This window comes from Bradyrhizobium commune, from assembly GCF_015624505.1.
Classification (GTDB): Bacteria; Pseudomonadota; Alphaproteobacteria; order Rhizobiales; family Xanthobacteraceae; genus Bradyrhizobium; species Bradyrhizobium commune.
The window spans coordinates 5,466,120-5,491,109 of the sequence record NZ_CP061379.1 but is presented as its reverse complement, the minus strand read 5'-3'; the positions used below and the strand labels follow the sequence as shown (position 1 = coordinate 5,491,109).

At 63.9% G+C, this 24,990-nt stretch carries 24 protein-coding genes; 9 read left to right on the top strand and 15 right to left on the bottom strand.

The features are described 5' to 3' along the window. Positions 1–216: 216 nt before the first annotated feature. From IC761_RS25795 to IC761_RS25775, 5 genes are all read right to left on the bottom strand, one after another. A complete protein-coding gene (locus IC761_RS25795) occupies positions 217–465 on the bottom strand; it encodes a hypothetical protein (RefSeq protein WP_195799495.1) in 249 nt (82 codons plus the stop codon). A gap of 241 nt (positions 466–706) precedes the next feature. Further along, positions 707–1,357 carry a Fic family protein gene (locus tag IC761_RS25790; RefSeq protein ID WP_195799494.1) on the bottom strand — a complete coding sequence of 217 codons (651 nt, stop codon included), beginning with the start codon at positions 1,355–1,357 and terminating at the stop codon, positions 707–709. A 70-nt stretch (positions 1,358–1,427) separates the two neighbouring features. Next, positions 1,428–1,622 carry a hypothetical protein gene (locus tag IC761_RS25785; protein WP_195799493.1) on the bottom strand — a complete coding sequence of 65 codons (195 nt, stop codon included), beginning with the start codon at positions 1,620–1,622 and terminating at the stop codon, positions 1,428–1,430. A gap of 332 nt (positions 1,623–1,954) precedes the next feature. After that, complete coding sequence (locus IC761_RS25780) at positions 1,955–2,224, bottom strand: HGGxSTG domain-containing protein (RefSeq protein WP_195799492.1); 270 nt, start codon at positions 2,222–2,224, stop codon at positions 1,955–1,957. Then, complete coding sequence (locus IC761_RS25775) at positions 2,221–2,820, bottom strand: hypothetical protein (protein ID WP_195799491.1); 600 nt, start codon at positions 2,818–2,820, stop codon at positions 2,221–2,223. The genes IC761_RS25780 and IC761_RS25775 overlap by 4 nt, the downstream gene beginning before the upstream one ends. Positions 2,821–3,231: 411 nt before the next feature. Between IC761_RS25775 and IC761_RS25770 the strand changes: the two genes are divergently transcribed. After that, a complete protein-coding gene (locus IC761_RS25770) occupies positions 3,232–4,206 on the top strand; it encodes a Bug family tripartite tricarboxylate transporter substrate binding protein (RefSeq protein ID WP_195799490.1) in 975 nt (324 codons plus the stop codon). 67 nt (positions 4,207–4,273) lie between these two features. Here the strand turns inward: IC761_RS25770 and IC761_RS25765 are convergent, their stop codons facing one another. The 4 genes from IC761_RS25765 to IC761_RS25750 form a co-directional block, all read right to left on the bottom strand. Continuing rightward, the gene (locus IC761_RS25765) at positions 4,274–6,814 is read right to left on the bottom strand and encodes a branched-chain amino acid ABC transporter ATP-binding protein/permease (RefSeq protein ID WP_195799489.1); all 2,541 of its coding nucleotides are present in this window, start codon (positions 6,812–6,814) and stop codon (positions 4,274–4,276) included. Then, positions 6,811–7,686 (bottom strand): branched-chain amino acid ABC transporter permease, encoded by an 876-nt coding sequence (locus tag IC761_RS25760; RefSeq protein WP_195799488.1) that lies wholly within the window; start codon positions 7,684–7,686, stop codon positions 6,811–6,813. The genes IC761_RS25765 and IC761_RS25760 overlap by 4 nt, the downstream gene beginning before the upstream one ends. A gap of 30 nt (positions 7,687–7,716) precedes the next feature. Continuing rightward, positions 7,717–8,961 (bottom strand): ABC transporter substrate-binding protein, encoded by a 1,245-nt coding sequence (locus tag IC761_RS25755; protein ID WP_195799487.1) that lies wholly within the window; start codon positions 8,959–8,961, stop codon positions 7,717–7,719. Between the two features lie 141 nt (positions 8,962–9,102). Then, a complete protein-coding gene (locus IC761_RS25750) occupies positions 9,103–10,011 on the bottom strand; it encodes an IclR family transcriptional regulator (RefSeq protein ID WP_195799486.1) in 909 nt (302 codons plus the stop codon). 224 nt (positions 10,012–10,235) lie between these two features. On the opposite strand from IC761_RS25750, the gene IC761_RS25745 reads away from it, so the two are divergent. From IC761_RS25745 to IC761_RS25735, 3 genes are read left to right on the top strand one after another with little or no spacing between them, the layout of a single operon-like run. Beyond that, on the top strand, positions 10,236–12,035 hold the full coding sequence (locus IC761_RS25745) for a thiamine pyrophosphate-binding protein (protein WP_195799485.1): 1,800 nt from the start codon (positions 10,236–10,238) through the stop codon (positions 12,033–12,035). 44 nt (positions 12,036–12,079) lie between these two features. Continuing rightward, entirely contained in the window at positions 12,080–12,784 is a 705-nt protein-coding gene (locus IC761_RS25740) for an SDR family oxidoreductase (protein WP_195799484.1), read from the top strand. Positions 12,785–12,795: 11 nt separating this feature from the next. Beyond that, the gene (locus IC761_RS25735; protein ID WP_195799483.1) at positions 12,796–13,179 is read left to right on the top strand and encodes a cupin domain-containing protein; all 384 of its coding nucleotides are present in this window, start codon (positions 12,796–12,798) and stop codon (positions 13,177–13,179) included. A gap of 1 nt (position 13,180) precedes the next feature. On the opposite strand, the gene IC761_RS25730 is transcribed toward IC761_RS25735, so the two are convergent. From IC761_RS25730 to IC761_RS25720, 3 genes are all read right to left on the bottom strand, one after another. Beyond that, a complete protein-coding gene (locus tag IC761_RS25730; protein WP_195799482.1) occupies positions 13,181–14,137 on the bottom strand; it encodes a lytic transglycosylase domain-containing protein in 957 nt (318 codons plus the stop codon). A gap of 201 nt (positions 14,138–14,338) precedes the next feature. Next, a complete protein-coding gene (locus tag IC761_RS25725) occupies positions 14,339–15,196 on the bottom strand; it encodes a VOC family protein (protein ID WP_195799481.1) in 858 nt (285 codons plus the stop codon). A gap of 155 nt (positions 15,197–15,351) precedes the next feature. Beyond that, complete coding sequence (locus IC761_RS25720) at positions 15,352–16,545, bottom strand: urate hydroxylase PuuD (protein WP_195799480.1); 1,194 nt, start codon at positions 16,543–16,545, stop codon at positions 15,352–15,354. A 202-nt stretch (positions 16,546–16,747) separates the two neighbouring features. Between IC761_RS25720 and IC761_RS25715 the strand changes: the two genes are divergently transcribed. After that, positions 16,748–18,049 carry a PQQ-dependent sugar dehydrogenase gene (locus IC761_RS25715; RefSeq protein ID WP_195804772.1) on the top strand — a complete coding sequence of 434 codons (1,302 nt, stop codon included), beginning with the start codon at positions 16,748–16,750 and terminating at the stop codon, positions 18,047–18,049. A gap of 64 nt (positions 18,050–18,113) precedes the next feature. Here IC761_RS25715 and IC761_RS25710 read toward each other — a convergent pair whose 3' ends face one another. Both IC761_RS25710 and IC761_RS25705 read right to left on the bottom strand, forming a co-directional pair. Further along, positions 18,114–18,914 carry an SDR family NAD(P)-dependent oxidoreductase gene (locus IC761_RS25710; protein ID WP_195799479.1) on the bottom strand — a complete coding sequence of 267 codons (801 nt, stop codon included), beginning with the start codon at positions 18,912–18,914 and terminating at the stop codon, positions 18,114–18,116. A gap of 1 nt (position 18,915) precedes the next feature. Beyond that, on the bottom strand, positions 18,916–19,725 hold the full coding sequence (locus tag IC761_RS25705) for a carboxymuconolactone decarboxylase family protein (RefSeq protein WP_246791314.1): 810 nt from the start codon (positions 19,723–19,725) through the stop codon (positions 18,916–18,918). 234 nt (positions 19,726–19,959) lie between these two features. Here IC761_RS25705 and IC761_RS25695 point away from each other — a divergent pair, with 234 nt between their 5' ends. Genes IC761_RS25695 through cyoD form a run of 4 tightly spaced genes read left to right on the top strand, consistent with a single transcriptional unit; the run spans position 19,960 to position 23,810 of the window. Beyond that, positions 19,960–20,793 (top strand): cytochrome ubiquinol oxidase subunit II family protein, encoded by an 834-nt coding sequence (locus IC761_RS25695; protein WP_195799478.1) that lies wholly within the window; start codon positions 19,960–19,962, stop codon positions 20,791–20,793. Next, complete coding sequence (cyoB, locus tag IC761_RS25690; RefSeq protein ID WP_195804770.1) at positions 20,783–22,783, top strand: cytochrome o ubiquinol oxidase subunit I; 2,001 nt, start codon at positions 20,783–20,785, stop codon at positions 22,781–22,783. Before IC761_RS25695 ends, cyoB begins: the two co-directional genes overlap by 11 nt. Beyond that, positions 22,783–23,424: a cytochrome (ubi)quinol oxidase subunit III gene (locus tag IC761_RS25685; RefSeq protein WP_195799477.1), complete on the top strand. Its 642-nt coding sequence runs from the start codon at positions 22,783–22,785 to the stop codon at positions 23,422–23,424. The genes cyoB and IC761_RS25685 overlap by 1 nt, the downstream gene beginning before the upstream one ends. Then, positions 23,421–23,810: a cytochrome o ubiquinol oxidase subunit IV gene (gene cyoD, locus IC761_RS25680; protein ID WP_195799476.1), complete on the top strand. Its 390-nt coding sequence runs from the start codon at positions 23,421–23,423 to the stop codon at positions 23,808–23,810. Before IC761_RS25685 ends, cyoD begins: the two co-directional genes overlap by 4 nt. Before the next feature lie 238 nt (positions 23,811–24,048). On the opposite strand, the gene IC761_RS25675 is transcribed toward cyoD, so the two are convergent. After that, a complete protein-coding gene (locus tag IC761_RS25675; protein WP_195799475.1) occupies positions 24,049–24,837 on the bottom strand; it encodes a thermonuclease family protein in 789 nt (262 codons plus the stop codon). Between the last annotated feature and the right edge of the window lie 153 nt (positions 24,838–24,990).

The following is a 24,990-nucleotide window of genomic DNA, read 5'->3' as shown; positions in this document are numbered from 1 at the left end:
GCTCGCCCCGGCTTTCGCAACATTCCGCAGCCGTAGGGTGGGTAGAGCGTCCGCCGCAGCCCAACGGGCAAAGGCGGACGCGAAACCTATCGCTTCATTCGTGGCGGGGAGAGTGTCCCGTCCGTCAAGCGCAAGTGGTAAAAGCAGATGCGAAATCCATCGGTTCATTCGCGATGCTGACGGATTTCGCCGAACGTCGAAGGATGGCGGGCCGCATTAGGCCGCCTGCGCGTGGTCCGCGGGCAGCCGGTCCTCCAACAGGGCGATTGAAGCGCGAAGGTTGTCGCGGCGCGTTCTCATTGTCTGAGCAAGCATGGAATAGGTGGCGCTGCCCGGGTCGGCATTGCCGGCTTTGTCCTCTTCCTCGCGAATGTCGGCATCGAGCATCTGGATCCGCCATTGCAAGTCAGAAATGAGTGCGTCGAGGTGCAAGAAGGTCGTGTCGAAACGGGACGCTGGCTGCATGTGATGGCCTCAATTTGAAACAGACCCTATCGCGGGTCTGAGGTTTGTACGCAGTGCAGCAAGAGAGATGCCAAACGGGGGCCGCCAAGGCCGTGTACTGGAGCAGGGCTGTTACATCGTTGGTACCGTTCCGCCGCCAGCACGTAGGATGGGTAGAGCTCTTGCGAAACCCATCACTTCATCCGCGACGATGATGGGTTTCGCGAAGAGCTGAACCCATCCTACGGGCTCTGGTTTGGGTTTACGAATCTGGAATGCTGGCGATCTGAATCTGGAGCAGCCGGTTCAGATAGTCTTTCATCTGATCCAAATCCCTTGTTGTTGGGTTCGCAGCTGCCGCTTGGTCCGCAACTCGGATGGCCGCCTCATAGTCCGGGCGAGTAAGCATGATTTGGTCGATTACGGTGGTAGTGCCCGGCAGGATCACGCCGAGTCTTGCATTCAGGCAGGCATAGCAGAAAGCGCGCGCCGTCCGGCCATTGCCGTTCCTGAACGGATGTATCCAGTTGATACGCCAAAGGGCGAATGCTGCGGCGTCAAGCGCATCTCCGTCGCGCCAAATTGCTTGAAGCTCATCAAAGAATTCCGTCATCAGTTGCTGTACCTGCTCCCAAGGCGGGGCTTGATACAGCACCTCTCCCGTTTGTATGTTTACCACTTGGACGGGGACGTCTCGGTATTCGCCAGGCTTGTTGAGTAAGAAAAGCGTGCCGGATCTATGAAGCTCTCGCAGCGCCATTTCGTTTGGCGACCAGGGCAACTTATCCGGCTGGTTGAAGTGGATAAGAAAGGTGACTAGCGCTTCCAGCACGTTGATGCTGTTCGCGGCATTTAGCTGCTCAATGTGATGAGCCGATGGTCCGTTGATCAATTCCCAATTGCTATCGAGCATCGTTCCGCCCAAATAAAAAAGCCCAGCAAAAAGCTGGGCCTTTCTATTAGCGGTTGTCTATTCCCCGGTGTCAACCAGCTTTCTTTTCGGCTGTCTCATGACCCTCGTTTTGGTCAAGAAAACTGGACACCTCATCGCGCGTGAGGGTCGAGTTTTTCGACCGCAGACCCATAATCAAACTCACCCTCTGGGCCTTGCGCTCAGAAGGAGTGACGCGATGATTTTTAGCTTTTTCAGCAATCTGTTCCAGTGTCAGCGTGGCCATGGCAACTCCCCGTGGGGCGGCCCCAGCATGATGCTCTTGATTCTTCAACACTTTCTTACAACTTTGGTTCCAGGGGCCAGCCTTGCAGCTCATCATATGCATATTCGGGGTTGTGCCGACAAGTCCGTACGTAACCTGTTGACGCGTTTTAACCTTTAGGCGTGGTCTATATGTACCTCTAACGCTGTCCCTAGCGCACAGCATTTGACAGATGTTGGAGTTCGACGGGACCAAGGGGCGAAAGGTGCCAATACAGGTGGCCCGTACCGTACGACGTACGTCTACTCCTTCGACGGCAATTCGAGCCCTGCATGGGCAAACAAGCACTAGAATCACGTTAGCCCCTCCAGCAGCTTGCACGCATCATCCAGCAGGCCCTTGATCTCTCGTCGCTCGGCGATCGCATCCCGGGCGAACAATCCATGCTTCCGTGCATTCCGGTTTCCCCTCGGCGCGCCTGACCCTGGCGCGCCGCCGTGCATGCGGCACCGGGTCTTGCCGCGCGCGGCCGGTGAGCGGCACGCCTCGCCGCTGCGGGTCGTGGCGCCGCAGCGGCGACTGGCCAGCATCGGGGCGGTGTTGCGGGTGTGGCCGTCGCTCATGCGGGGATGTCTCGCCGTGCGTCGCTTGGGTTCGCTCCGGCAACATTCGCATGCTGCGTGACGTTGCCCACGATCGCCCGTCCTCCGTCCTGCACGGACAAATTCCGCACCGTGATCGTGCGCTCGTCGTTGTTGCGGTGGCGGCTCAGGGCCTCGATCTGTGCCGCGAAGGTGCGGGAGAGCCGGGTCAATGCGCGCGTGATGCCCTCCTGCTGCGGAAGGTCGTCGGTGCAGGCGAGGCGGCAGGCGCAGCGCATCGCGGCCATATGAACGGAGACCATCTGGGACACCAGCATGGCCTCGATGGAATCCTTCGGCGCGATGCTCCGGATCATCGAGACCATGAAGGCGAGATTGGCTTCATCGGGCTTCTGTCCGATCGCGCTGGCCTTGACCAATTGCTTCAGAATGCCGTGCATCGCGTCGCGGTCGACGGCGCCGAGCGCCTCGGCCAGCAGCTGCTCGCCGGCTTGCGGGTCCGGATGGCTGATCGCGATGCGCCGCTTGGTGAGTCTTATCCGCGGGCTCGTGGTCGGGCCGGTGCGGTCGTTTGCCGCAACCGGTGTGGTGATGCGGAGGCTCGGAGCTGTCGTCATGGGCTGTGTCCTGTGATGGCGCAGGCGCGCGAACGGCCCTTCGCCGTTGCGCGCGAATGCGAATTTCGGAATGTCGATGAAGGGTTTACGCGCAACAAGGTCGAGGCGGCCCAGGTCGGGGCGGCCGTCACGCTTGCGATTGTTGCGATGATGCCATCCTGCTCCTGTTTTGCCCGACGAGTCAAACCACCGCGCGCAACGCGCAAGTCCCTGTTCTCGCAAGCGCCGCTACTGTGCATGGGGTTGTTTTCGCATTTTTGTTGGGAAGCATCGTTCGCTTGCCGCGCAACGGAATGCCGGGCCTCGCGTGGGACGAAACGCGATTGCGAAATCCCGTGTGGCCGCTCATCATCATCCCAAGCGTGTCGTACCAACAAGCACAGGCGGTGCAAAAGTCCGGGGAGAGAACGAATGCAACGAACGCTTCGCGTGCTGGCGCTGATCGCCGGACTGTGCGTGTCGACCGAGGTGCTCGCGCAAAAATATCCGGTGCGGCCGGTCAAGGTCATGGTCGGCTTCAGTGCGGGCGGCCCGGTCGATGTGGTCGCGCGCATCATCGGCGACCGGCTGGGTGCCAAGCTGGGTCAGCCCTTCGTGGTCGAGAACCGTGCCGGCGCCAACGGCATGATCGCCGCCGAGGGCGTCGCGCATGCCGAGGCCGACGGCTACACCATGCTCGCCTGCAACTCGTCGACGATCACGCTCAACAAGACGCTGTTCAGGGATATCCGCTACGACCCGGTCAGCGACTTCGCGCCGCTCACCACCGTCGTCTCGGCGCCGCTGGTGCTGGTGGTCAATCCGGAGAATCCCAAGACCGCCGACATCAAGACGGTGGCCGATCTCGTCGCCGCGGCAAAGGCCGCACCCGGCGCGCTCGCTTACGGCTCGGGCGGCAACGGCAACCTCGCCCATCTCGCGATGGAGCTGCTCGGCGAGAAGGCCGGCATCAAGATGATCCACGTGCCCTATCGCGGCGGTGCGGCCTCGGAGGTCGGCATCCTCGCGCAGGAGGTGCTCGCCGTGTTCGATCCGCTCTCCGCCGTGCCGCTGGTGAAGGCCGGCAAGCTGCGCGCGCTGGCGGTGTCATCGGCCGAGCGGCTGCCGTCGCTGCCGGATGTGCCGACCGTTGCGGAAGCAGGCTATCCCGGCTTCGACCTGTCGTTCTGGGTCGGCTTCTTCATGCCGAAGGCGACACCCGCGCCGATCCTCGAGACGCTGCACCGGGAGATCACCGCTGCCGCCAAGGATCCCGCGGTTGCGGACAAGCTCGGCTCACAGGGCGTCGTGAGCGTGCTCAGTCCGGCGGATTATGTGACCAAGATCGCGAAGGAGACGAAGGAGCTCGCCGAGGTCGTCGCGGCCGCGAACATCAAGGCGGAGTGAGGCGTCGCTGGCACCGCGGGCTCCCTAACCTCTCCCGCTTGCGGGAGAGGGAGCGCTCTTGCTTCCATCACAGCCACAGGATCTGCTTGCGATAGCCGAGATCGTTCAGCAGCGGCGCCGCCGGTCCCTGGTGGAACACGGCGCCGCGCTCCAGCGCAAACACGCGGTCGGCGAGCGCCAGCACGAGATCGAGATTGTGCTCGACGATCACGATCGACATGTGCCTGCGGAGCTGGTCGAACACCTTGAACAGCTCCAGCGTCACCGCCGGCGCCAGGCCCTCGAACGGCTCGTCGAGCAGCAGCAGACGGACATTGCCGGACATGGCGCGGGCAACCGCGACCATCTGCTGCTCGCCGCCGGAGAGATAATCGGCCGCGATGTTCATGCGCTCCTTCAGGCGCGGAAAATATTGCAGGATCTGCTCCTCGTTCCAGACCACGCCGTCGCTGCCGTCGGTCTTGCGCGCGAGACGTCCGAGCGCGAGGTTTTCGCGCACGGTCATGCCGGCGAACAGGCCGCGGCCCTGCGGCACATAGCCGATGCCGCGGCGCGCGATATCGGGCGCGGCCAGGCTTGCGATGTCCGTGCCGTTGTATTCGATGGTTCCAGAGGCCGCCGGCACGAGGCCCGCGATGGTCTTCAAGAGCGTCGACTTGCCGGCGCCGTTGCGCCCGAGCAGTGCGACGATCTCGCCCTCGCGCACGTCGAGCGCGGCGTCGTTGAGGATGTGGCTCTTGCCGTAGAAGGTGTTGACGCGGTCGAGCCGCAGCACGGTCGGGTGCTCGCCGGTATCATCAGCGCTACGCCGGTGCTCGACGGGCGGAATGCCCTTGCCGGTGTAGATCTCCTGCACCCGCAAATCCGCCCGCACCGCGCTGGGGCAGTCGGACATCAGGACCTCGCCCTGGTTCATCACGGTGACGATTTGCGAGAAGCCGAGCACACGGTCGATGTCGTGCTCGACGATCAGCACCGGAATGTTGGCCGCGATGTTCTTGACGAGGTTGGACACGCGCTCGCGTTCCGCCGCGGCGAGGCCGGCGAGCGGCTCGTCCAGCAGCAGCACCTGCGGCTTGGAGCCGAGCGCGATGCCGAGATCGACCAACCGCTGCCCGCCATAGGAGAGCTCGCCACCCTCGATCGCCTCGATGCCTTCGAGCCCGAGGAATTTTGTCAGCGCGGCCGTCTCGGCATGGATATCCGGATAGGCGTCGATGTCGTTCCAGATGTTGAAGCGCATCGGCCGGCAGGCCTGCAACGACAAGCGCAGGTTCTCGTAGATCGAGAGCCCGCGAAACAGATTGGTGATCTGGAACGAACGCGCCAGCCCCTGATGGCAGATCAGGTTTGCCGGTACGCCGGCGATGTCGCGTCCCCTAAGGCGGATCGAGCCCTGGTCCGGCGCGTAGAGGCCGGACACCAGGTTGAACAGCGTGGTCTTGCCGGCACCGTTCGGCCCGATCAGCGCGTGGATCTCGCCGGCGGCAACGGTGAGGCTTGCATTTACGACTGCGCGGATGCCGCCGAACTTTCTCGAAACGCCGCTGACTTCGAGCACCGTGCCCTTCAGCGCCTGCGGTCGCAAAAAGTCCGGCAGCGGCAGGCCGTCATAGATCTTGCGCCGGCTCATCGCGGCGGATTCTTCCGGTGCCGGGCGGAAGCGCCGCATGATCAGCGAACCAATGCCGACGAGGCCACCGGGCGAATACATCACGAAGGCCACGAAGGTGAGGCCGAACCAGAACAGCCAGTCCGACGTCCAGATCGAGAACAGCTCTCGGAACAGGATGAAGAACACCGCGCCAAGCGCAGGTCCCAGCAGGCTGCGCATGCCGCCGATCACGACCATCGCCAAGAGCTCGCCGGCGAACGGCACCGAGACGGCTTCGGCCGAGACGAGATAGTTCAGGAACGCGATCAGCGCGCCGGCGATGCCGGTGACGACGGCCGAGATCACGAACACCGCGAGCTTGTAGCGCTCGACCGGATAACCCTGAAAGCTCGCGCGCAGCTGGTTCTCGCGGATCGCGACCAGGACATGGCCGAACGGCGAGCGTACCAGGCGCATCAGCACATAGAGCACGGCGAGCCCGATGATTGCGACCACGATGTAGTAGCTGAGCGCGCTGTCGAAGCTGACGGGCCCGATGCCGCCGCGCTTCAGCCCGCCAAGCCCGTCCTCGCCACCAGTCAGGCTCGTCCAGCGGAACGCGGTGGTGTAGACGAGTGCGGCCAGCGCCAGCGTCAGCAGCGAGAAATAGACGCCGCGCCGGCGCAGGATCAGCAGGCCTGTCACGGTCGATGCCATCGCGACGACGATCATCGATCCCAACAGCGGCAGCCAGATCTCGCCGGGGAAGTATCGCAGCTGGATCAGGCCAGCGGCATAGGCGCCGATGCCGAACCAGGTGCTGTGGCCGAACGAGACGAGGCCGGTGTAGCCGATGCAGAGGTTGAGCCCCATCGCCGCGATCGCGAGCCCGAGCATCCAGGTGCCGGTGTTGAGCGACAAGCCGAGCGCCCGCAGCAGGAAGGGCAGTGCGATGACCGCGACGGTCGCGATCAGCAGCGGCCGGAGCCTGTCGATGGTCGAGGCGCGCGTCATTCGAACTTCTCGATGCGTTCGCCGAGCAGGCCGCGCGGGCGCACCAGCAGCACCAGGAACATCAGGATGTAGATCGAGGCTTCGCCCGCGGCAGGCTCGAAGTGAATGGCGACGCCGCGCACCACGCCGACAAGAAGCGCTGCGATGATGACGCCCCAAAAGCTGCCGAGGCCGCCGATGACGACCACGACGAAGGCGATGGTCATGATCTCGGCGCCCATCGCCGGATGCACGGTGGTGATCGGCGCGAAGAAGGCGCCGCCGAGCGCGGCGAGACCGACGCCGAGCATCACGATCGCGGTCATGTAGGGCTGGAGACGGATGCCCAGCGCCGCGACCATGTCCGGCCGCTGGATGCCGGCGCGCACCACGCGCCCGAACGAGGTCTTTTGCAGCAGGAACCAGACGCCGACCATCACGAGTGCGACCACGCCAAGGATCAGCAGGCGATAGCGCGAGAACAGGAAATCGCCGACGATGACCGAGCCGCGAAAGCTTTGCGGGATCTCGGTCGACACCGGTGCGGCGCCCCAGATCATGCGGATCGCCTGTTCTGCGACCATCGCGAGGCCAAAGGTCACGAGCAGGCTGAGGATCGGGTCCGCCGCGTAGAAGCGCCGCAGGATGAAGCGTTCGAACAGGATGCCGAGCAGCGCGACCGCGAATGGCGAGATCACCACGGACGGGCCGAAGCCGAGGTGCTTCGTCAGCTCAACGCAGACATAGGCGCCGAGCGCATAAAAGGCGCCATGCGCGAGATTGACGATGCCGCCGACGGAGAAGATCAGCGACAGGCCGAGCGCGATGAGCAGGTAATAGCCTCCGAGCACGAGGCCATTCACCACCTGTTCCAGCAAGAACTCGAACTGCATGTTGCGTCCGCCTTGCCGCGGCTACCTGCGTCAGGCCTTCATCTCGCAGGGGTTCTGGTCCTTGGTCGGATAGATCGTCTCGAGCGGATCGTTCGCCGCCGGCACGGCATCGCCGAGCACCAGCATGTCCCACTGGTCCTTCATCTGGTCTTTCGGCTTGACGGTGAACGGGTAGGCCTCCTGCACCAGCTGGTGATCCCAGGCGCGGAAATAGGCCTTGCGCGCCTTGCCAATGTCGAACTGCGCCTGCTTCTCGAAATAGGCGATCAGCTCAGCACTGTCGGTCGATTTCGTGGTGTTGATCTCCTCCGCCAGAAGCTTCAGCGTGACGTAGTCGATCCAGGCGTGGTTCTCCGGCGGCTTGCCGTATTTCTTGCTGAAGGCCGCGACGAAAGCCTGCGACGCCGGATTGTCCAGCGTGTGATACCAGACCGTCGGCCAGGTGCCGCTGAGATTGCCCGGGCCCGCGGCCCAGGCGTCGCCGGTGTTGAGGTTGAAGCCGACCAGCGGGTAGGGGAAGCCGAACTCGGCATATTGCTTGACGAGATTCGTCACCTGGTTGCCGGCGAGATTGCAGCACACCACGTCAGGCTTGGCCTGGCGTACCTTCAGGAGATAGGGGCTGAAATCGGTGACGTCGGTTGCGATCAGCTCGTCGCCGATCAGGTTCGCATCATGCGCGCCGAAGAACACCTTTGCGGCCTTCAGCAAATCGTGGCCGAAGATGTAGTCGGCCGTGAGCGTGAAGAACTTCTTGCCCTTCACCATGCCCTTCTGCGACAGCGCGGTGCCGACCGCGTTGACCATCACGGTGTTCGGGATGTCGCAGTGGAACGAGTATTTGTTGCAGTTCTTGCCGCGCAGCGCGTCCGAGCGCGCGCCGGTCGAGAAGAACACCTTCTTGTTGCGCTCGGCGACCTGCATGATGGTAAGCGAGGACGCTGAGGAGATTTCACCGAGCAGCACCACCGCGCCGTCCTGCTCCAGCATGCGCTGCGCCTTGGTGGCGGCGGTCGCCGGATTGATTGAGTCTTCCGAGAGCAGATCGATTGGCTTTCCGAGGATGCCACCCGACGCGTTGATCTCTTCGGCCGCGAGCTTCGCACCCAGCTGCGCGTAGCTGCCGATCACGCCGAGGAAGCCGGTCAGCGGCGTCAGGTGCCCGATCCGGATCTTCTCGGCCTGCGCCCTGACGATCGCCGGAAACCCGAGTGCCGATGCGCCAACGAAGGCGGCGCCCGCCTTCAACAACGTCCGTCGTGGGTAGCGGATCATGTCTGTCTCCTCCCGGGTGCATCGCGTGCCTCCCTTCAAGATCGAGTATTCGATATTGTGAGAGACGTTCTTTTAATGCTGGAGGATAATCCCGAACGGCGCTGCCGGTGTCAACCGGCAAAATCGCCGCTTGCGCGCGTCTTACGCCTTTTGCGCGAGCCCCCTGTGCTTCGCGCCGAATTCGGCCGACAGGTGGTCGGCCGCGGCCTGCACGACCTGAGCGCTGGCGTGCAGGGCTTGGTTGGAGAGCCGCCAGATCGGGCCGGAAATGCCGAGCGCGCCGATCACCTGGCCGGTGAAATCGGTCACGGGCACGGCGACGCAGCGCACCTCCATGTTGAACTCGCCGTCGTCGAAGGCGACGCCGGTGCGCTGCACCTCGGCGATTTCGCGCGTCAGTGCGCCGACGTCGCTGATCGATTTCGGCGTCGACGGCTTTAGTTCCACCCGCTCGATGAACCGCTTCAGCTGCTCGGGGCGCAGCGAGGCCAGAATGATCTTGCCGAGCGCGGTGCAATGGGCCGGCCGCACCACGCCGACGCGATCGGTCAGCTGGAACGCGCCGGGCCCGCTGGTGCGGGCGATCACGACAACCGCATCGCCCATCCGCACGGCAAAATGGCTGCTTTCACCGGTCTGGCGCGATAGTTCCTCCAGTACCGGCGTTGCGACATTGACCATCTCGATCTCGTCGAGCGCGGATGCCGCGAGCGCAAACAGGGGGCGGCCGACGCGGTAACGCTTGTTGTCCTTCTCCTGGCGGAGGTAGCCGAGCGAGACCAGCGTCTTGGCGAGATGAAAGGTGGTCGAGTTGTGCAGACCGACGAGCTTGCTCAGCTCGGCGAGCCCGATGCCTTCGCGATGCCGCGCCACTTCTTCGAGAATCGAGAAGGCGCGCCCCAGCGACTGCACGCCGCCGCCGCGTTGCTTGTCGTCGGCGTCATCGTCGCCATCGGCTTTCGGAGCAGGGACCAGCTTGGCAATCGCGGGCTTGCGCGGGCTTGCGGGCTTCTCGCCGGTGGTGGGCTTGGTGCGCGATCTCAAGGACAAGGCCCTCTCTGGTGAATCGTCGTGGCTCCGTTCTTGCGACAGTAGCACGCATCAAGCGCGGCCGTCGGCGCGGAGCTCTGCGTTCCCTCAAGGCAATAGACTATCACAATATAAATTGACGTACAGCATTATGAGAAATAGTGTGCCCGCGGCCCAATGATGACCGGCCGCGTTCCCCGCATCGGTACAGAAGAAGTCGAGGGGCCCGAGAGGGAGACGGGTTGATGTCGAAGAACATGCTCAATGGCGCCCAGGTCATTGTCGATTATCTGATCCAGGAGAACGTGCCGCAGGTGTTCGGGCTGTGCGGCCACGGCAACATCCAGTTCATCGACGCGCTGTACGAGCGCTCCTCCGAAATCAAGACCATCTCCGTGCATCACGAGAGCGTCGCCGGCTTCATGGCTGATGTCTATTACCGTGTCTCCGGCAGGCCGACCGCGACCTTCACGTCCTGCGGGCCGGGCTCGGCGAACCTGCCGATCTCGCTGGCCAACGCCTTCCTCGATTCCGTGCCGTTCATGGCGATCACCGGCAATGTGCCGACCAGCCAGTTCAACCGCGGCGCGTTCCAGGAGATGTACCGGCACTATCAGGCCGACTTCCCGTCAACCGTGCGCACGATGTGCAAGAAGGTGTTCCAGCCGACCCGCGGCGAGATGGTGCCGCTCGCGGTGCGGCAGGCCTGGAAGACCATGGTGACAGGGCGGCCCGGCCCCGTGGTGGTCGACGTGCCCTTCGACGTCTTCATGGAATCTGCGGCGGAAGAGGCGCCGAAGGCGATCGAGTGGAGCGCGAATATTTCCAGCCGCTGCGGTGCTGATCCGGAGGGCGTGGAGAAAGCCGTCGACATGCTGCTTGCGGCCGAGCGGCCGGTGATGCTGGTCGGGCAGGGCGTGCGCTATGGCGGCGCGGCGGAAGAACTGCGCAAGCTCGCCGAGCGGCTTCAGATTCCTGTGGCGGCGTCCGCAAGCGGCCTCGGCGCGCTCGACGTCAATCATCCGCTCGCGCTCGGTCTTGTCGCGCGCGCCGGCCACTACCAGGCCAATCACGCAACGCGTCAGGCTGACGTTCTGCTCGCGCTCGGCGTCCGCTTCGACGACCGCACCTCGAGCTCGTGGATCCCCGGATATTCCTTCACGATCCCGCCGACCAGGCTGATCCACGTCGACATCGATCCCGAGGAGATCGGCCGCAACTATCCGGTCGCGCTCGGGCTGATGGCCGACGTCCGCACCTTCCTGCGGCAGATCCACGCCGAGCTCGATCGCCGCGTCAGCCTCACCAAGAAGGAAGACGCCCGCAAGAAATGGCTGGCGCAGATCGACGGCTATCGCAAGGAGTGGGACAAGTTCGTCGCGCCCGGTTTCTCCGACGATACGACGCCAATCAATCCGCAGCGCGCGGCCGCCGAGATCGACAAGGCGCTGCCGGAGAACGCGATCCTCGTCTCCGACATCGGTGTGCATCACAATTGGCTGCTCGGCTTCTGCAAGCCGAAGCGGCCGGATTCGCTGATCGGCTCGATGGGGTTCGGCCCCATGGGCTTTGGCGTCGCCGGCGTGATGGGCGCGAAGTTCGCCGCACCCGATCGTCCCTGCGTGTCCGTGTGCGGCGATGGCGCCTTCTTCATGCACGCCAACGTGCTCGGCACCGCGGTCGAGTACAATCTGCCCGTGGTCTGGGTGGTCTGGAACAATTATGCGTATGCCTCGATCCGCGGCCTCCAGCGCGGCTATCTCGGTGGCCGCGAGCTTGCGACCGACTTCAAGCATCCGGAGACGGGCGAGCGCTACAATCCCGATTTTGCGGCGATGGCGCGGTCCTGCGGCGTCGAGGGCGTGCGGGTCGATCGCGCCGGAGATCTTGGCGAGGCGATCCGCAAGGGCATCGCCGCCAACAGGCCCTATCTGATCGACGTCGACATCGCCGCCGACGTCAATCCCTCCGGCGCCGGCGTCTGGGAACTGCCTGGTCTCGGCCAGAGCAAGGCCGGCATCGGCACGCGCTTCCAGCCGGGCTGATCGCGCGACCTCGCAAATCAACAATAAACATAGGGGAGATCGGAATGGCGCTCGCAGGCAAGAAGGTGGTTGTGATAGGCGGCTCCTCAGGTATCGGCCTTGCCGCGGCGGAGCTTGCCAAGGCGCAAGGCGCCGACGTTGTCATCGCCTCGCGCAGCGCGGTCAAACTCGATCCGATCGCCGAGCGATTGAAGGTGACGGCGATTCCGACCGACGTCACCAACGATCAGAGTGTCGCTGACCTGTTTCGCCGCACCGGCCCTGTCGATCACGTGGTGCTGACGGCCGCGCAGCTGCGCACCGGGCCGTTCAAGACGGTGGCGATGGACGATGTGCGCGCCACGATGGAAGGCAAGTTCTGGGGCGCCTGGCGCGTTGCGCGCGAGGCCGAGATCCGGCCCGGTGGTTCGCTGACACTGGTCACCGGCTTCCTCAGCGTGCGGCCGCGGCCGAACTCGGCGATCATCAGCGCGGCGAATGGTGCACTGGAATCGCTCGCCCGCGCGCTGGCGCTCGAGCTTGCGCCGGTGCGCGTCAATGCGGTGTCGCCTGGCGTGATCGACACGCCGATCCGGGCCGCGATGCCGGAAGCGGCGCGCAAGGAGATGCTGGCCAAGGCGGCGGCTGCGCTGCCGGTCGGTCGCGTCGGCATGGCCGAGGACATCGCCCAGCAGATCGCGAGCTTCATGAGCAACGGCTTTGCCACCGGCTCGATCGTCTATATCGACGGCGGCGCGCTGGTGAACTAGGGAGCACGATCATGGCCGAGGAGACTGGCGGCGCCTTCATCCGCAACATTGCGGAAGTGCCCTGGCGCGAATTCCCGAACCACTTTGGCGGCGCGCTGTCGAAGCCGCTGGTGATGCCGGAAACCGCGGGCTCGCGCCGGATCGATTACCGCATCTCGATGTACCAGCCGATGGCCTATGTGGCGCGGCATCATCACAAGGTGCAGGAGCAGGTCTATCACGTGCTCGACGGCGAGGGACTGATGGAGATCGCGGGCAAGAACCATGTCGTGCGCAAGCACGACGTGATTTTCCTGCCGCCCGGCGTCGAGCACGCGATCTCGAATTCCGGCCTGACCGATCTCGTGTTCCTGGTGGTGACCTCGCCGGTCACCGACGACGAGAAGCCGGTGTGAGCTAGCTGGAGGAACGCTCGCGCCCCGCGATCCGGATGGCGTGGGCCCTTGCGCCCTTCGTCGCGCGGGCCGCGATCATGCTGCGCGCCTTGCCATGGGCCGAGCCGTTCTTCCGGAGCAAGGACACGAACCGCTTGCGCGCCCGATTGGCCGTCAGCCGCGCCGCCAGCTGCTCGGCCTTGCGCATGATGGTGATAACTGACGGTGTCAGGTTCACGGGTACCCAGGCGACGTCTCTCGTTTTGGAGAGGCTGCCGACACCCTCGCAAGGCGCTTCGCGGGGCAGGTCGATCCGGATCGCCAGCGCTTCAGAACGCTCGATCCAGTCTTCCGCCTTGGTGCCGGTGATGATGCGGACATAGTCGCGTGTCTCACGCGGCAGCTCGCTTTCTCTGGCGAGCCATTTCTGGATGCGGCCGGGACCTGCGTTGTAAGCGGCTGCGGCGAGGCCGAGATTGCCAAAGTCGTCGCGGAGCTTGCGCAGGAATTTTGCCGACGCGGGCAGGGCCTTCATGGCATCGAAGGGATCGTCGAGCCCGACTTCGGCGGCTGTCTCCGGCATGAACTGCGCGACGCCTTGCGCGCCGGCCTGGCTGACTTCGTTGGAGCGGAAACGGCTCTCTTGCCAGAGCAGGCGCGCGAAGAACGGCACGGGAATGCCGCTGGCTTCTGCGGCCTCTCTGAGCGCGTGGCAGAATTGTTCAGTCGGTGAGGTCGGGCCGCGCGGCGCGGGCTCGATCGCTTGCGCCGGCTCGATTGTCTCATACGACGCCCGCGCATTCGCGAGCTCGATCGCCTGCACGCTTGCGAGAAACAGCTCGACGATCGGAACCAGCGATGGCGCGCGATCGGCCTTGGGCATGGCGCGGTCGAACTGCGAGACTTGCCAGGACGGCGACGAGCCGGTGTCGCACATCAGAATCAGGAACGCAGCGCAAGCTGCGACGAGAAATCGCATCTCGGGAAAAGTCCTCGAACTGTGGGGGAACGGCCAGCGCGTGCGCCGGTGACAACGACTGCTTAACCGCAATTGCGGCAAAGCTGCGATTCCGACGCGTGGCCGGTGTTAGTACGGTGTTCCCGCAAGCCGAAAATGCGTCGTGGCTCCGCGGATCTACGGGGATCGCAGAGAGACGTGGAACGCTGAAATCAGCTCAAATCAGCCGGCAACGAAGGCGAGCAGGGTGCCGTTGGCCTTCGCCGGCGGCACGCAGATCGCGGAGCCACTGCGAACACCGGCCGAACCAAGCGCCTTCTCGGTCGCGGCGAGATCGCCGCTGACGAGCACCAGCGCTGCGCCGCCGCGACCGGAGAGGCCGGCGAGCGGCACGCCGGGATAGCGCTTGGCCAGTTGGTCGAGCGTTAGGTAGACAAAGTCGGCGCGGTCGCCGCCGGATGTCACCGTCACTGCTCCGTCGGCCTCCGCCTTCGGCTCGCGATCGATCAGCCGCGCCAGATGCGCGGCTTCGTTTGCGGGCTCCGACGTTGCGATCAGCACCTGCTTGATGCGCTTCGCCGCATTGGCGTGTGTCATCAATTCAGGAATCCACACCGTCTCGCGGGTCTTGTGTTGGCAGGCAAAGATGCGCACGCCGCCGGGTGCTTCCGCAGTGGGCCACATGAATGTGCGGAATTTTGCCGCGGAGACCGTGCCGTTCGGTAGCGTCACCGGCCGCTCGAAATCGGTCGGGCCGATGGGCACCAGGCCGCGTGCGCGGATCTCCTCGGCGCCGGCGGCGGAATCGACCGCTGTGAAGGCAATGCGCTCGATGCCTTCGCCTTGCCGGTCGACGAAGGCGCGTGCCGGCGCATTGTGCTCGGTCGCCACCAGCACGCCGAGCAGCTCCATATAGTCGGGGTCGAACATGATGGTGTAGTTGCCGGTGCCCATATGCGCGCTGTGGGTGCCGCGCGGCGAGAGGGTGAAACCGAGCTGCCGGTAGTTCTCGGCGGCCTTGTCGAGGTCCTTCACCATGACCACGGCGTGGTCGATCCCGATGACGTTCTTGAGGGCCACTGCTCTTTCCCCGCAACAATGCAAACTGATCTGGACGGCGCGAACGGCCGTTGTCCCTATCTACGCCGGATAGGCGATCGAGTCATTTTCAAATCGGCGGGAGATGCGGAATTTCATTCCGCGAAAGGCATCGTCGACGCGTACCGTCGATGGCGTCAGCGATCCTGCCCGCTGAGATAGGCGGCGAGGACGCCGCGCTCCTCGCTGGTCATTTCCGTGATGTTGCCCGGCGGCATCGCGGTGGACCAGGCCGCCACGCGGCCGATCAGGCGGATGTTGCGATGGATGTGCTCGGGCGCATCGAGCAAGATGCCCTTCGGCGCGGTGATGATGCCCTCCCAGACCGGCTCCGCCGCATGGCACATGCTGCAACGGGACATCACGATCTCCTCGACATTGGCGACCGTGACCGGCGTCGGCAGTGCGCCCGTCTTGACCTCGCGCGGACCGGCGGCGGACAGGAAGAGGATGGCGATCACGCCCATCGCGGCCACGCCCCACACCCACCAGGGCGATTTGTTCCCGGCATGCCGCTCGTTGAAGAAGTGGCGGATCACGGGGCCGAGCGCCAGGATGATCGCGACGATGATCCAGTTGAAGCGGGTGGCATAGAGCAGGGGATAGTGGTTGCTGATCATCAGCACGACGACTGGGAGCGTCAGGTAGTTGTTGTGGACCGAGCGCTCCTTGCTGGTCTTGCCGAGCTTCGGATCCGGCGCCTGTCCTGCGACCAGCGCCGCCACGATCTTCTTCTGGTTCGGAATGATCACCGCAAAGACGTTGGCGACCATGATGGTGCCGATCAGCGCCGCGATCTGGTTGAAGGCGCCGCGGCCGCTCAGCACGTGCGTGAAGGCGTAGGTCAATGCGACCAGGAACAGATAGCCGCCGATCGCAAAGGGCAGCTCGCGCTGGGCGAGCCCGGTGCGGCAGGCGACCTCGTAAAGCAGCCATGCGAGCGCAAGGCTGGAGAAGCTGAACAGCCCAGCCTGGAATGGCGTGAGGTCGAGGATCGACTTGTCGACCAGGAACAGATCGGCCTCGAGATAATAAACCACCACCATCAGCGCGAAGCCGGACAACCAGGTGGTGTAGGCCTCCCATTTGAACCAGGTCAGCTCCTCCGGCATCTGGCTTGGCGCGACCAGATATTTCATGATCCGGTAGAAGCCGCCGCCGTGGACCTGCCAGGCCTCGCCCTGCACGCCGTCCGGCAGGTCAGATTTCGGCTTCAGGCTGAGGTCGAGATGGATGAAGTAGAAGGAACTGCCGATCCAGCCGATCGCCGCCACCACATGCAGCCAGCGCAGCAGCAGGCTTGCCCATTCCGATACGATCGATCCCCACATGATCACCCCATCAATCGCGACATCGGTGCCGCAGCTTTGATGACCGCAACCGGCGGCCGTGCCCTTACAATGTGTCGCACCGATCCGCGTTGTTTTCCAGTACGATGGGTTACACGAAATGCACATCGTGCGGGCATGAGCTGACGTGGGATTTAGCAGAAAAGTCCGGGAGGAAGGCGACGTGAAGATACGTGTTTCGCGCATGTTGGCGCCCGCATGGCTCGTGGCAGCCTGCGCCGCCGCGCAAGCCGAGCCGGTGCTGCAAGGCAAGGACGCCTATGGCAGCTGGCAGGCCGACAAGCCCGGCACCGTCAGGCTGATCCGCCCGGAGGACCTGCCGAAGCCCGGGGCTTCGCCGTCGGTCTCCAATCCCACGCGCGTCACGTCTCGTGGCAGCGCCACACCGTTGGTTCCCCCGGGATTCAAGATCGAGCTGCTTGCTGATGGCCTCGCCGACGCGCGCGTGCTGCGTGTCGCGCCGAACGGCGACATTTTCGTTGCGGAGACTTCGCCGGGGCGCATTCGCGTGCTGCGTCTCGGGGAGGATGGCAAGGTTGTTACCAACGAGGTCTTTGCCAGCGGGCTCAACCGTCCCTTCGGCATCGCGTTCTTCCCGAACGGCGACAATCCGCAATGGGTCTATGTTGCCAACACCGGCGGCGTGGTCCGCTTTCCTTATCGCGCCGGCGATCTCAAGGCGTCCGCCAAGGCGGATACGGTTGCAAGCCTGCCGGCGGGATCGGGCCATTCCACCCGCGACATCGTGTTCACGCCGGACGGCAAACGGATGCTCGTGTCGGTGGGCTCGGCCAGCAATGTCGGCGACGGCATGGGCAGTCCGCCCGGCGGCCCCGAAGCCTGGTCGAAGGCGCAGCCCGTGGGCGCGTCCTGGGGCTACGAGGCCGAGCGCGCGGCCGTGCTCGCCTTCGCCCCTGACGGCAAGGACCGCAAGCTCTACGCCACCGGCATCCGCAACTGCGTCGGTCTCGCGATCCAGCCGCAGACGGGCCTGCCCTGGTGCTCGACCAACGAGCGCGATGGTCTCGGCGACGATCTCGTGCCGGACTATGTGACCAGCGTGAAAGAGGGCGCCTTCTACGGCTGGCCGTGGTTCTATATCGGCAGCAACGAAGACCCGCGCCATGCCGGCGCGCGGCCGGACCTCAAGGACAAGGTGACGGTGCCGGACGTGCTGGTGCAGCCGCATTCGGCCTCGCTCGGCATGACCTTCTACCAGGGCACGCAGTTTCCCTCCGAATATCAGGGCGACGCCTTCGCCGCCGAGCACGGCTCCTGGAACCGATCGAAGCGCACCGGCTACAAGGTGATCCGCATCAGGATGAAGGAGGGCAAACCGACCGGCGAATACGAGGACTTCGTCACCGGCTTCGTCGTCAACGACACCCAGGTGTGGGGACGGCCGGTCGGGATCGCCGTGGCCAAGGACGGCGCGCTGCTGATCTCGGAGGATACGGGCGGGACGATCTGGCGGGTGACCCATTAGACTCGCGCGGCAGCGAAAGTGCACCCTCGCTCACAAGGGGAGAAGGGGCAGCGCGCCCGCGTCGCTATCCCCTCCTCACACTCGCCCCGCCATCCACCGGCAGCGTCACGCCGGTGATGAAGTTCGCCTCGTCCGACGCCAGGAACAGCGCGGCATTGGCGACATCCCAGCCGGTACCCATCTTCCTGCGCAGCGGCACCTTGCTGTCGCGTTCGGCCTCGACCTCGGCGCGGGTCTTGTGCCATTCGCGGGCGCGGGTATCGACCGCCATTGGCGTGTTCATCAGGCCGGGCAGGATGACGTTGGCGCGGATTCCGTATTCGGCATTCTGGTAGGCGAGCTGTTCGGTGAAGGCAATCATGGCCGATTTCGTCGCCTTGTAGGCGACGTAAGGGTAGGTGGTGATCGCTGCCATCGAGGAGATGTTGATGATCGCGCCGCCCTTTTGCGCGCGCATGACCGGGATCACCTCTTTCGCCGCCAGGATGCAGCTCTTCAGATTGATGGCGACGACGCGGTCGAACGCTTCCTCGGTCAGTTGAAGTAATTCGGCATCGCCGCCGGCGAGACTCACACCGACATTGTTGTGCAGCACGTCGATCCGGCCCCAGCGTACCTGCGCGTCGGCCACCATCGCCTTGATGTCGGCGGACCTGGTGACGTCGGCCTTGAACGCCGCTGCCGTGCCCTGCCTCTCGGCGATCATCGCGGCTGTTTCCTGCGCCGACTCCAGATGATGGTCGACGCACAGCACCTTCGCGCCCTCGCGCGCGAAGGTGAGCGCGGTGGCGCGGCCGTTGCCCATGCCTTCGCCGGGGCTCTGGCCTGCGCCGACGACGATTGCGATCTTGTCCTTCAGGCGCATCTCAATTCACTCCCGGGATCGGGTACTGCTGGAGTACCTCTTTGTAATATGGCTCGTTGTCGATCTTCATGGTGGCGAGCACGCGCACCACGCCGCAATAGAAGGCGATGGTCAGAACGAGATCGACCATATGCTCGTCGGAGAGATGCTGCTTGATCTCGGCGAAGGTCGCCTCCGACATCGCAAGCTGGCGCACCATCTCGCGGGCGCCTTTCAGGATTGCCTTGGTCAACGGCTCGAGCTTCGACGGCTTGCCCTCGGTCTCGGCCATCAGGCCGGCGATGTCCTCGTCGGTGACGCCGAACTCCTTGCCGATCTTCACGTGATGGGTGAACTCGTATTCCGATTTCTCCATCCAGCCGACCTGGAGGATCGCGAGCTCCCGCAGGCGCGGGTCGAGCTTGCTTTTGAAGCGGATGTAGCCGCCGATGCCGTTAAAGGCACGGGCCATCTCCGGAGAGTTGACCAGCAGCTTGTGCAGATTGGTGTTGCGCTTGAGCATGTCGCGATATTCGGGCGCGACCTGGTCGGCCTCGAGATAGGGCAGGCGGGCCATCACAGTGCTTCCTCTTGCTAGTGTTCTTGTGACTCGCGTTCGGGGGCTTGCAGCCGTTCCGCCCTCGGCCGTGATCATCTCGAGCGTACGTTCGGCAAGCTTGAGGTCGCGGTCGGCCGCCAGCACTTTTGCGCCGGCACGGGCCAGCAGGATTGCTGCGGCGCGGCCGTTCCCGATGCCGTTGCCCGCCGCACCGTCGCCGCTGATCAGCGCCACCTTGCCGGCGAGGCCGGCATCGTCCTCAGAGCCCTGCATGTCGTTCCATCCCGAAATTTTCGTGCAAGTTAGCAATGGAGTGCGGAGGTGAGAAGGCGGGTTGTCCCGCGCGGATGTCATTGACATCGCATGGAATTGCATGCCGCGACGCGAGATTGCGCATGCAAGGCCGGGTGCGCTTACGGAACCGCCTTCACACAACTGCATTTGTTGCGGAGGTATTTTCGCGCTACGCTCTCGTCCTGGGGCTTCCTAATCGCCAGTGGCTTGCCGATGAATCTGCTCGATCCACAAGGGCCGGTGGCTGCCGCCAACAGCACCATCCTGGTCGATTCCGTCTTCATCATGCTCACGATCGTGGTGCCCACCATCATCGCGATCCTGGCGTTCGCCTTCTGGTTTCGCGCCTCCAATCCGAAGGCGCAGTTTCAGCCGGACTTCGTCCATTCCGGGCGGATCGAGATCGTGGTGTGGTCGATCCCCGCGCTCACCGTGATCCTGCTCGGCGGCGTCGCCTGGATCGGCGCGCACCAGCTCGATCCCGCGGTCCCCGTGCCTGGCACAGGCAGTCCGGTCAGGATCCAAGCAGTCTCGCTCGACTGGAAATGGCTCTTCATCTATCCGGACCAGCGCATCGCCACGGTCAACACGTTGACGGTGCCGGCCGGCGCGGAGCTGAACTTCCAGCTGACATCGTCGAGCGTGATGAACGTGTTCTTCATCCCGCAGCTCGGCAGCATGATCTACACCATGAACGGCATGGTCACGCGGCTGAACCTGCGCGCCGACAATGAAGGTGATCTCAAGGGGCTGTCGGCGCATTTCTCCGGCGACGGTTTCCCCGAGATGATGTTCGACGTTCATGTGGTGTCGCCGCTCGCTTTTCCCGATTGGGTGGCGGCCACGGCGAAGACCGATGCGGTGCTGAACGAGGACAGCTACAAGAAGCTGATGCAGCAATTCGTGCCGAAGGGACCGTCGAGCTACCGGCTCGAGGATCCCCGCCTGTTCGACCTGATCTCGACCCAGCACATTCCGCCCGGGCCCGGCCCGGAGCTGATCTCGGATGCCGGGCGGCCGCACAGTGGAGGCCATGATGCTCGGTAAGCTCGATTGGTCAGCGATTCCGTTCGACCAGCCGATCCCGCTTGTCACGGGCGGTGTCGTGATCGTGGTCATCCTCGCGGTGGTGCTCTGGGTCGTAGTCAAGGGGCATCTGCCTTATCTCTGGACTGAATGGATCACCAGCGTCGATCACAAGCGTATCGGCGTGATGTATGTGCTTCTGGCCTCGGTCATGCTGCTGCGCGGCGGCAGCGACGCGATCATGATGCGGGTCCAGCAGGCGATCGCCTACCAGGCAAATGGCTTTCTGCCGCCGGAGCACTACAACCAGATCTTTTCGGCCCATGGCACCATCATGATCTTCTTCGTGGCGATGCCGTTCGTGATCGGGCTGATGAACCTTGTCGTGCCGCTCCAGCTCGGCGTGCGCGACGTCGCTTTCCCCACGCTCAATTCGGTCGGCTTCTGGCTGACTGCGACTGGGGCGCTGCTGGTCAATGTCTCGCTCGTGGTCGGCGAATTCGCGCGGACCGGCTGGCTCGCCTTTCCGCCGCTCTCGGAATTGTCCTATTCGCCCGGCGTCGGCGTCGATTATTACGCCTGGTCGCTTCAGATCTCCGGCATCGGGACGCTGGTCGCAGGCATCAATCTCGTCACCACCGTGCTGAAGCTGCGCACCAAGGGCATGAATTATATGCGTATGCCGATGTTCTGCTGGACCACGCTCGCCTCGAATCTCCTGATCGTTGCGGCGTTCCCGATCCTCACCGCCACGCTCGCGATGCTGCTGCTCGACCGCTATCTGGGTTTTCATTTCTTCACCAATGAAGCCGGCGGCAACATGATGATGTTCATGAACCTGATCTGGGCGTGGGGCCATCCGGAGGTCTATATCCTCGTGCTGCCCGCTTTCGGTATCTTCTCCGAGGTGGTCTCGACCTTCTCCGGCAAGGCGCTGTTCGGCTATCGGTCCATGGTGCTCGCGACCATGGCGATCTGCGTCATCTCCTTCATGGTCTGGCTGCACCATTTTTTCACGATGGGGGCGGGGCCCGATGTCAACGCCATCTTCGGCATCGCCAGCATGATCATCGCGGTGCCGACGGGGGTGAAGATCTACAACTGGCTGTTCACGATGTATGGCGGCCGCATCCGCTTCGCGACGCCGATGCTGTGGGCGGTCGGCTTCATGGTCACCTTCATCATCGGCGGCCTGACCGGCGTGCTGGTTGCAGTGCCGCCGGCCGACTTCATGCTCCATAACAGCATGTTCCTGGTCGCGCACTTCCACAACGTCATCATCGGCGGCGTCCTGTTCGGCGCCTTTGCCGGTTTCGAATATTGGTTTCCGAAGGCCTTCGGCTTCCGCCTCGACGAGCGCTGGGGCAAGCTCGCGTTCTGGTTCACCTTCCTCGGATTTTACGTCACCTTCGTTCCGCTCTATGCCGCCGGCATGCTCGGCATGACGCGGCGCATGCAGCACTACGATGTCGCGGCGTGGCGGCCCTGGATGTTCGTTGCGGCGGCCGGCATGGCGGTGCTGTCGATCGGCGTGATCTGCCAGATCATGCAGCTCGTCGTGAGCATCCGCAATCGCGAGGCCTTGCGCGACCGCACAGGCGATCCCTGGGACGGGCGCTCGCTGGAATGGGCGACCTCGTCACCGCCGCCGGTGTTCAATTTCGCCTTCCACCCAGACGTGCGCGGCGAGGACGCCTATTGGGACATGAAGATCCATGCCCAGCAGCAAGCGCTCGACCATGCCGTGCCCGAATATCATGATATCGAGATGCCTCGGAATTCGCCGACCGGCTTCGTCTGCGCCTTCTTCGCCACCGTGATGGGCTTTGCGCTGATCTGGCACATCTGGTGGATGGTGATCCTGGGCGCCATCGGCGCCTTCGCGACCTTCGTCGTGTTCGCCTGGCGTGACCACGACGAATACGTCATCCCGGCCGCCGACGTCGCGGCGATCGACCGCGTCAATCTCGAGGAACGGCGCAGCCTCGTCAGCATGGCGGGAGCGATTTGATGTCGATGACCGCAACAGCCGGCCACGCCCAGGCCGATCCCCATCATATCGGACTCGTGGTCGATCATCCCGGGCCTGCGCCGAAACGCATCGTGACCGCGTACGGTTTCTGGATCTTCCTGATCTCCGACATCGTGATGTTCTCCTGCTTCTTTGCGGCCTATGCGGTGCTGGTCAGCCAGACTGCCGATGGCCCGAAGGGCTCCGAGATTTTCGAGCAGCGCAATGTCGCGATCGAGACGGTCTGCCTGCTGCTGTCGAGCTTCACCTGCGGCATGGCGAGCATTGCGGCCGACGAGCGCAACCGGTTATGGTTCTACTTGGGTATGACCGTGACCTGCGTGCTCGGGCTGATCTTCCTCGCCATCGAGTTCCGCGAATTCGCCGATCTCGTCGCGCGCGGCTACGGCCCGTCGCGCAGCGCGTTCCTGACCGCGTTTTTCTCGCTGGTCGGATGCCACGGCCTGCACGTTTCCGCCGGCGTGCTGTGGCTCCTCACCATGATGGCCCAGGTCTTCGCCAAGGGCTTTCGCGCCGACATCATGCGCCGGATGTACTGCTTTGCGCTGTTCTGGCACGCGCTTGACATCATCTGGGTTGGAGTCTTTTCCGTCGTTTATCTGCTTGGAGGTGGCGTATGAGCGACGAGACGCACGTGCCGGCCGCGCACGACCTCGCGCCGGGCGAGGAAGAGCAGCATACCGTTGGTGAACGGATCCTCGGCTACGTGGTTGGCCTTGGCCTCGCGCTGCTGCTGACGGCGACCTCGTTCTTCATCGCCGGCACCAATCTGGTCTGGCAGCCGTCGATTCCCGTCGCGCTGATCGTGCTGGCGATCGCGCAGATGGGCGTGCATCTCGTGTTCTTCCTGCACATCACGACGGGGCCGGATAACACCAACAACGTGCTGGCGCTGGCCTTTGGGCTGCTGGTCGTGTTTCTGGTCGTTGGCGGCACGGTCTGGATCATGTCGCATCTCAACCAGAATATGCCGCCGATGGACCAGATCATGCCGATGCATCGCTAACGCGAGCAGGAAAGCGCAGATAGCGCGGTCCAAAAAAGAAGAGCCGCTTGTGTGTGACAAGCGGCCCAAGTCTAGGGAGGAAACGCCCGAGCAAGGACAATCCGAAGCCGGATTGCTGCCAAGGATGCACTCGCGCAAGGCGCGTGCGCACGTTTATAAGTGCGGCAACTCGCGCTAGAGTTCAATTCCGGATCAATACTGTCTCCGGCTACCACTCACGGCTGCGTGAACCAATTGTTCACTTTGGCCGCCGGCAATTGTAGGCCTTGCGGAAGCCGGAGGCCTGCGCGTCGTCCTCCGAGCAGAACCAGCGGTCCGGCTTCGAGGTCGCGGCATAGCTCGGGCAGCCCCGCAAATGATAGATGCCGATATTGCCGGTGACGCGGGCGCGCACCGCGAGCTTGCCCTTGATGGCGCAGCTTGGCGGCGCCGTCAGCTCGTCCGGAAACAGCACCGCGCGGATCTCCTTGTCGCGGTCGGAACGGCAGGCGGCGCCCAGCAGCGTGCCGTCCTTCTTGCCGGTGCGGAATTCTTGCGGTCCAACAAAACAACCCTTCCAGATCCCGGCCGAGGCCGTCTTGGCCTCATCCGCCGCCGGCTTGACGTTGGCCTTGATCGGCTCGCGGGCGATGGCATAGCCGAGCTTCACCAGCTGCTCGTTCAACGTGACCTTGTCGCCCTCGGCCGTGCAGATCGCGCGGTGGCGCTTGCCAAAGTTCTTCTCAGGGCCAACGTCGTCGCAATGCACGGATCTGCCGTTGATGAGCTTGGTGAGCTGTTCGCGGGCCTCGATCCCGCAAGTCCAGGGATCGGCGTGGTCGTCGATGCAGACCTGGTCCAGCTCCGGCGCATCGACGCCGTCGAGCCGGTAGGTGACGTCACCGAGCTGGATCGAGTTGGCGTCCCGGACGGTCGCAGCTGCGGTCAGCGCCGAGGCTGGTCCGGACGGGGTCCAAATTCCTGATAGAGCGAGAAACAAGACGAGCGCGACAGCGCGTGCGGCGGCAAAGGAAATCTGGAAGGACATGCGGTCTCGCTGGGATTGCTCTTTCCCGTCGTTCCTAGCATCCGGATGTGGCAACACCAATGGTCTGCGCCCGGCGAAGTGCGACATTCCGGACCTGTGTCTTTACTCGCTGGTCGCTCTGATCCTATCGTTTGCAGGCCTTGCAAGTCGTGG

What these genes read in the sequence shown, in the direction of transcription:
- IC761_RS25770 (WP_195799490.1), top strand. Translation starts at nt 3,232, where the DNA reads ATGCAACGAACGCTTCGCGTGCTGGCGCTGATCGCCGGACTGTGCGTG.
- IC761_RS25675 (WP_195799475.1), bottom strand. Translation starts at nt 24,837, where the DNA reads ATGTCCTTCCAGATTTCCTTTGCCGCCGCACGCGCTGTCGCGCTCGTC.
- cyoD (WP_195799476.1), top strand. Translation starts at nt 23,421, where the DNA reads ATGAGCGACGAGACGCACGTGCCGGCCGCGCACGACCTCGCGCCGGGC.
- IC761_RS25745 (WP_195799485.1), top strand. Translation starts at nt 10,236, where the DNA reads ATGTCGAAGAACATGCTCAATGGCGCCCAGGTCATTGTCGATTATCTG.
- IC761_RS25740 (WP_195799484.1), top strand. Translation starts at nt 12,080, where the DNA reads ATGGCGCTCGCAGGCAAGAAGGTGGTTGTGATAGGCGGCTCCTCAGGT.
- IC761_RS25735 (WP_195799483.1), top strand. Translation starts at nt 12,796, where the DNA reads ATGGCCGAGGAGACTGGCGGCGCCTTCATCCGCAACATTGCGGAAGTG.
- IC761_RS25730 (WP_195799482.1), bottom strand. Translation starts at nt 14,137, where the DNA reads ATGCGATTTCTCGTCGCAGCTTGCGCTGCGTTCCTGATTCTGATGTGC.
- IC761_RS25790 (WP_195799494.1), bottom strand. Translation starts at nt 1,357, where the DNA reads ATGCTCGATAGCAATTGGGAATTGATCAACGGACCATCGGCTCATCAC.
- IC761_RS25785 (WP_195799493.1), bottom strand. Translation starts at nt 1,622, where the DNA reads ATGGCCACGCTGACACTGGAACAGATTGCTGAAAAAGCTAAAAATCAT.
- IC761_RS25765 (WP_195799489.1), bottom strand. Translation starts at nt 6,814, where the DNA reads ATGACGCGCGCCTCGACCATCGACAGGCTCCGGCCGCTGCTGATCGCG.
- IC761_RS25705 (WP_246791314.1), bottom strand. Translation starts at nt 19,725, where the DNA reads ATGCAGGGCTCTGAGGACGATGCCGGCCTCGCCGGCAAGGTGGCGCTG.
- IC761_RS25760 (WP_195799488.1), bottom strand. Translation starts at nt 7,686, where the DNA reads ATGCAGTTCGAGTTCTTGCTGGAACAGGTGGTGAATGGCCTCGTGCTC.
- IC761_RS25775 (WP_195799491.1), bottom strand. Translation starts at nt 2,820, where the DNA reads ATGACGACAGCTCCGAGCCTCCGCATCACCACACCGGTTGCGGCAAAC.
- IC761_RS25715 (WP_195804772.1), top strand. Translation starts at nt 16,748, where the DNA reads ATGTTGGCGCCCGCATGGCTCGTGGCAGCCTGCGCCGCCGCGCAAGCC.
- IC761_RS25720 (WP_195799480.1), bottom strand. Translation starts at nt 16,545, where the DNA reads ATGTGGGGATCGATCGTATCGGAATGGGCAAGCCTGCTGCTGCGCTGG.
- IC761_RS25755 (WP_195799487.1), bottom strand. Translation starts at nt 8,961, where the DNA reads ATGATCCGCTACCCACGACGGACGTTGTTGAAGGCGGGCGCCGCCTTC.
- IC761_RS25710 (WP_195799479.1), bottom strand. Translation starts at nt 18,914, where the DNA reads ATGCGCCTGAAGGACAAGATCGCAATCGTCGTCGGCGCAGGCCAGAGC.
- cyoB (WP_195804770.1), top strand. Translation starts at nt 20,783, where the DNA reads ATGCTCGGTAAGCTCGATTGGTCAGCGATTCCGTTCGACCAGCCGATC.
- IC761_RS25695 (WP_195799478.1), top strand. Translation starts at nt 19,960, where the DNA reads ATGAATCTGCTCGATCCACAAGGGCCGGTGGCTGCCGCCAACAGCACC.
- IC761_RS25685 (WP_195799477.1), top strand. Translation starts at nt 22,783, where the DNA reads ATGTCGATGACCGCAACAGCCGGCCACGCCCAGGCCGATCCCCATCAT.
- IC761_RS25780 (WP_195799492.1), bottom strand. Translation starts at nt 2,224, where the DNA reads ATGAGCGACGGCCACACCCGCAACACCGCCCCGATGCTGGCCAGTCGC.
- IC761_RS25795 (WP_195799495.1), bottom strand. Translation starts at nt 465, where the DNA reads ATGCAGCCAGCGTCCCGTTTCGACACGACCTTCTTGCACCTCGACGCA.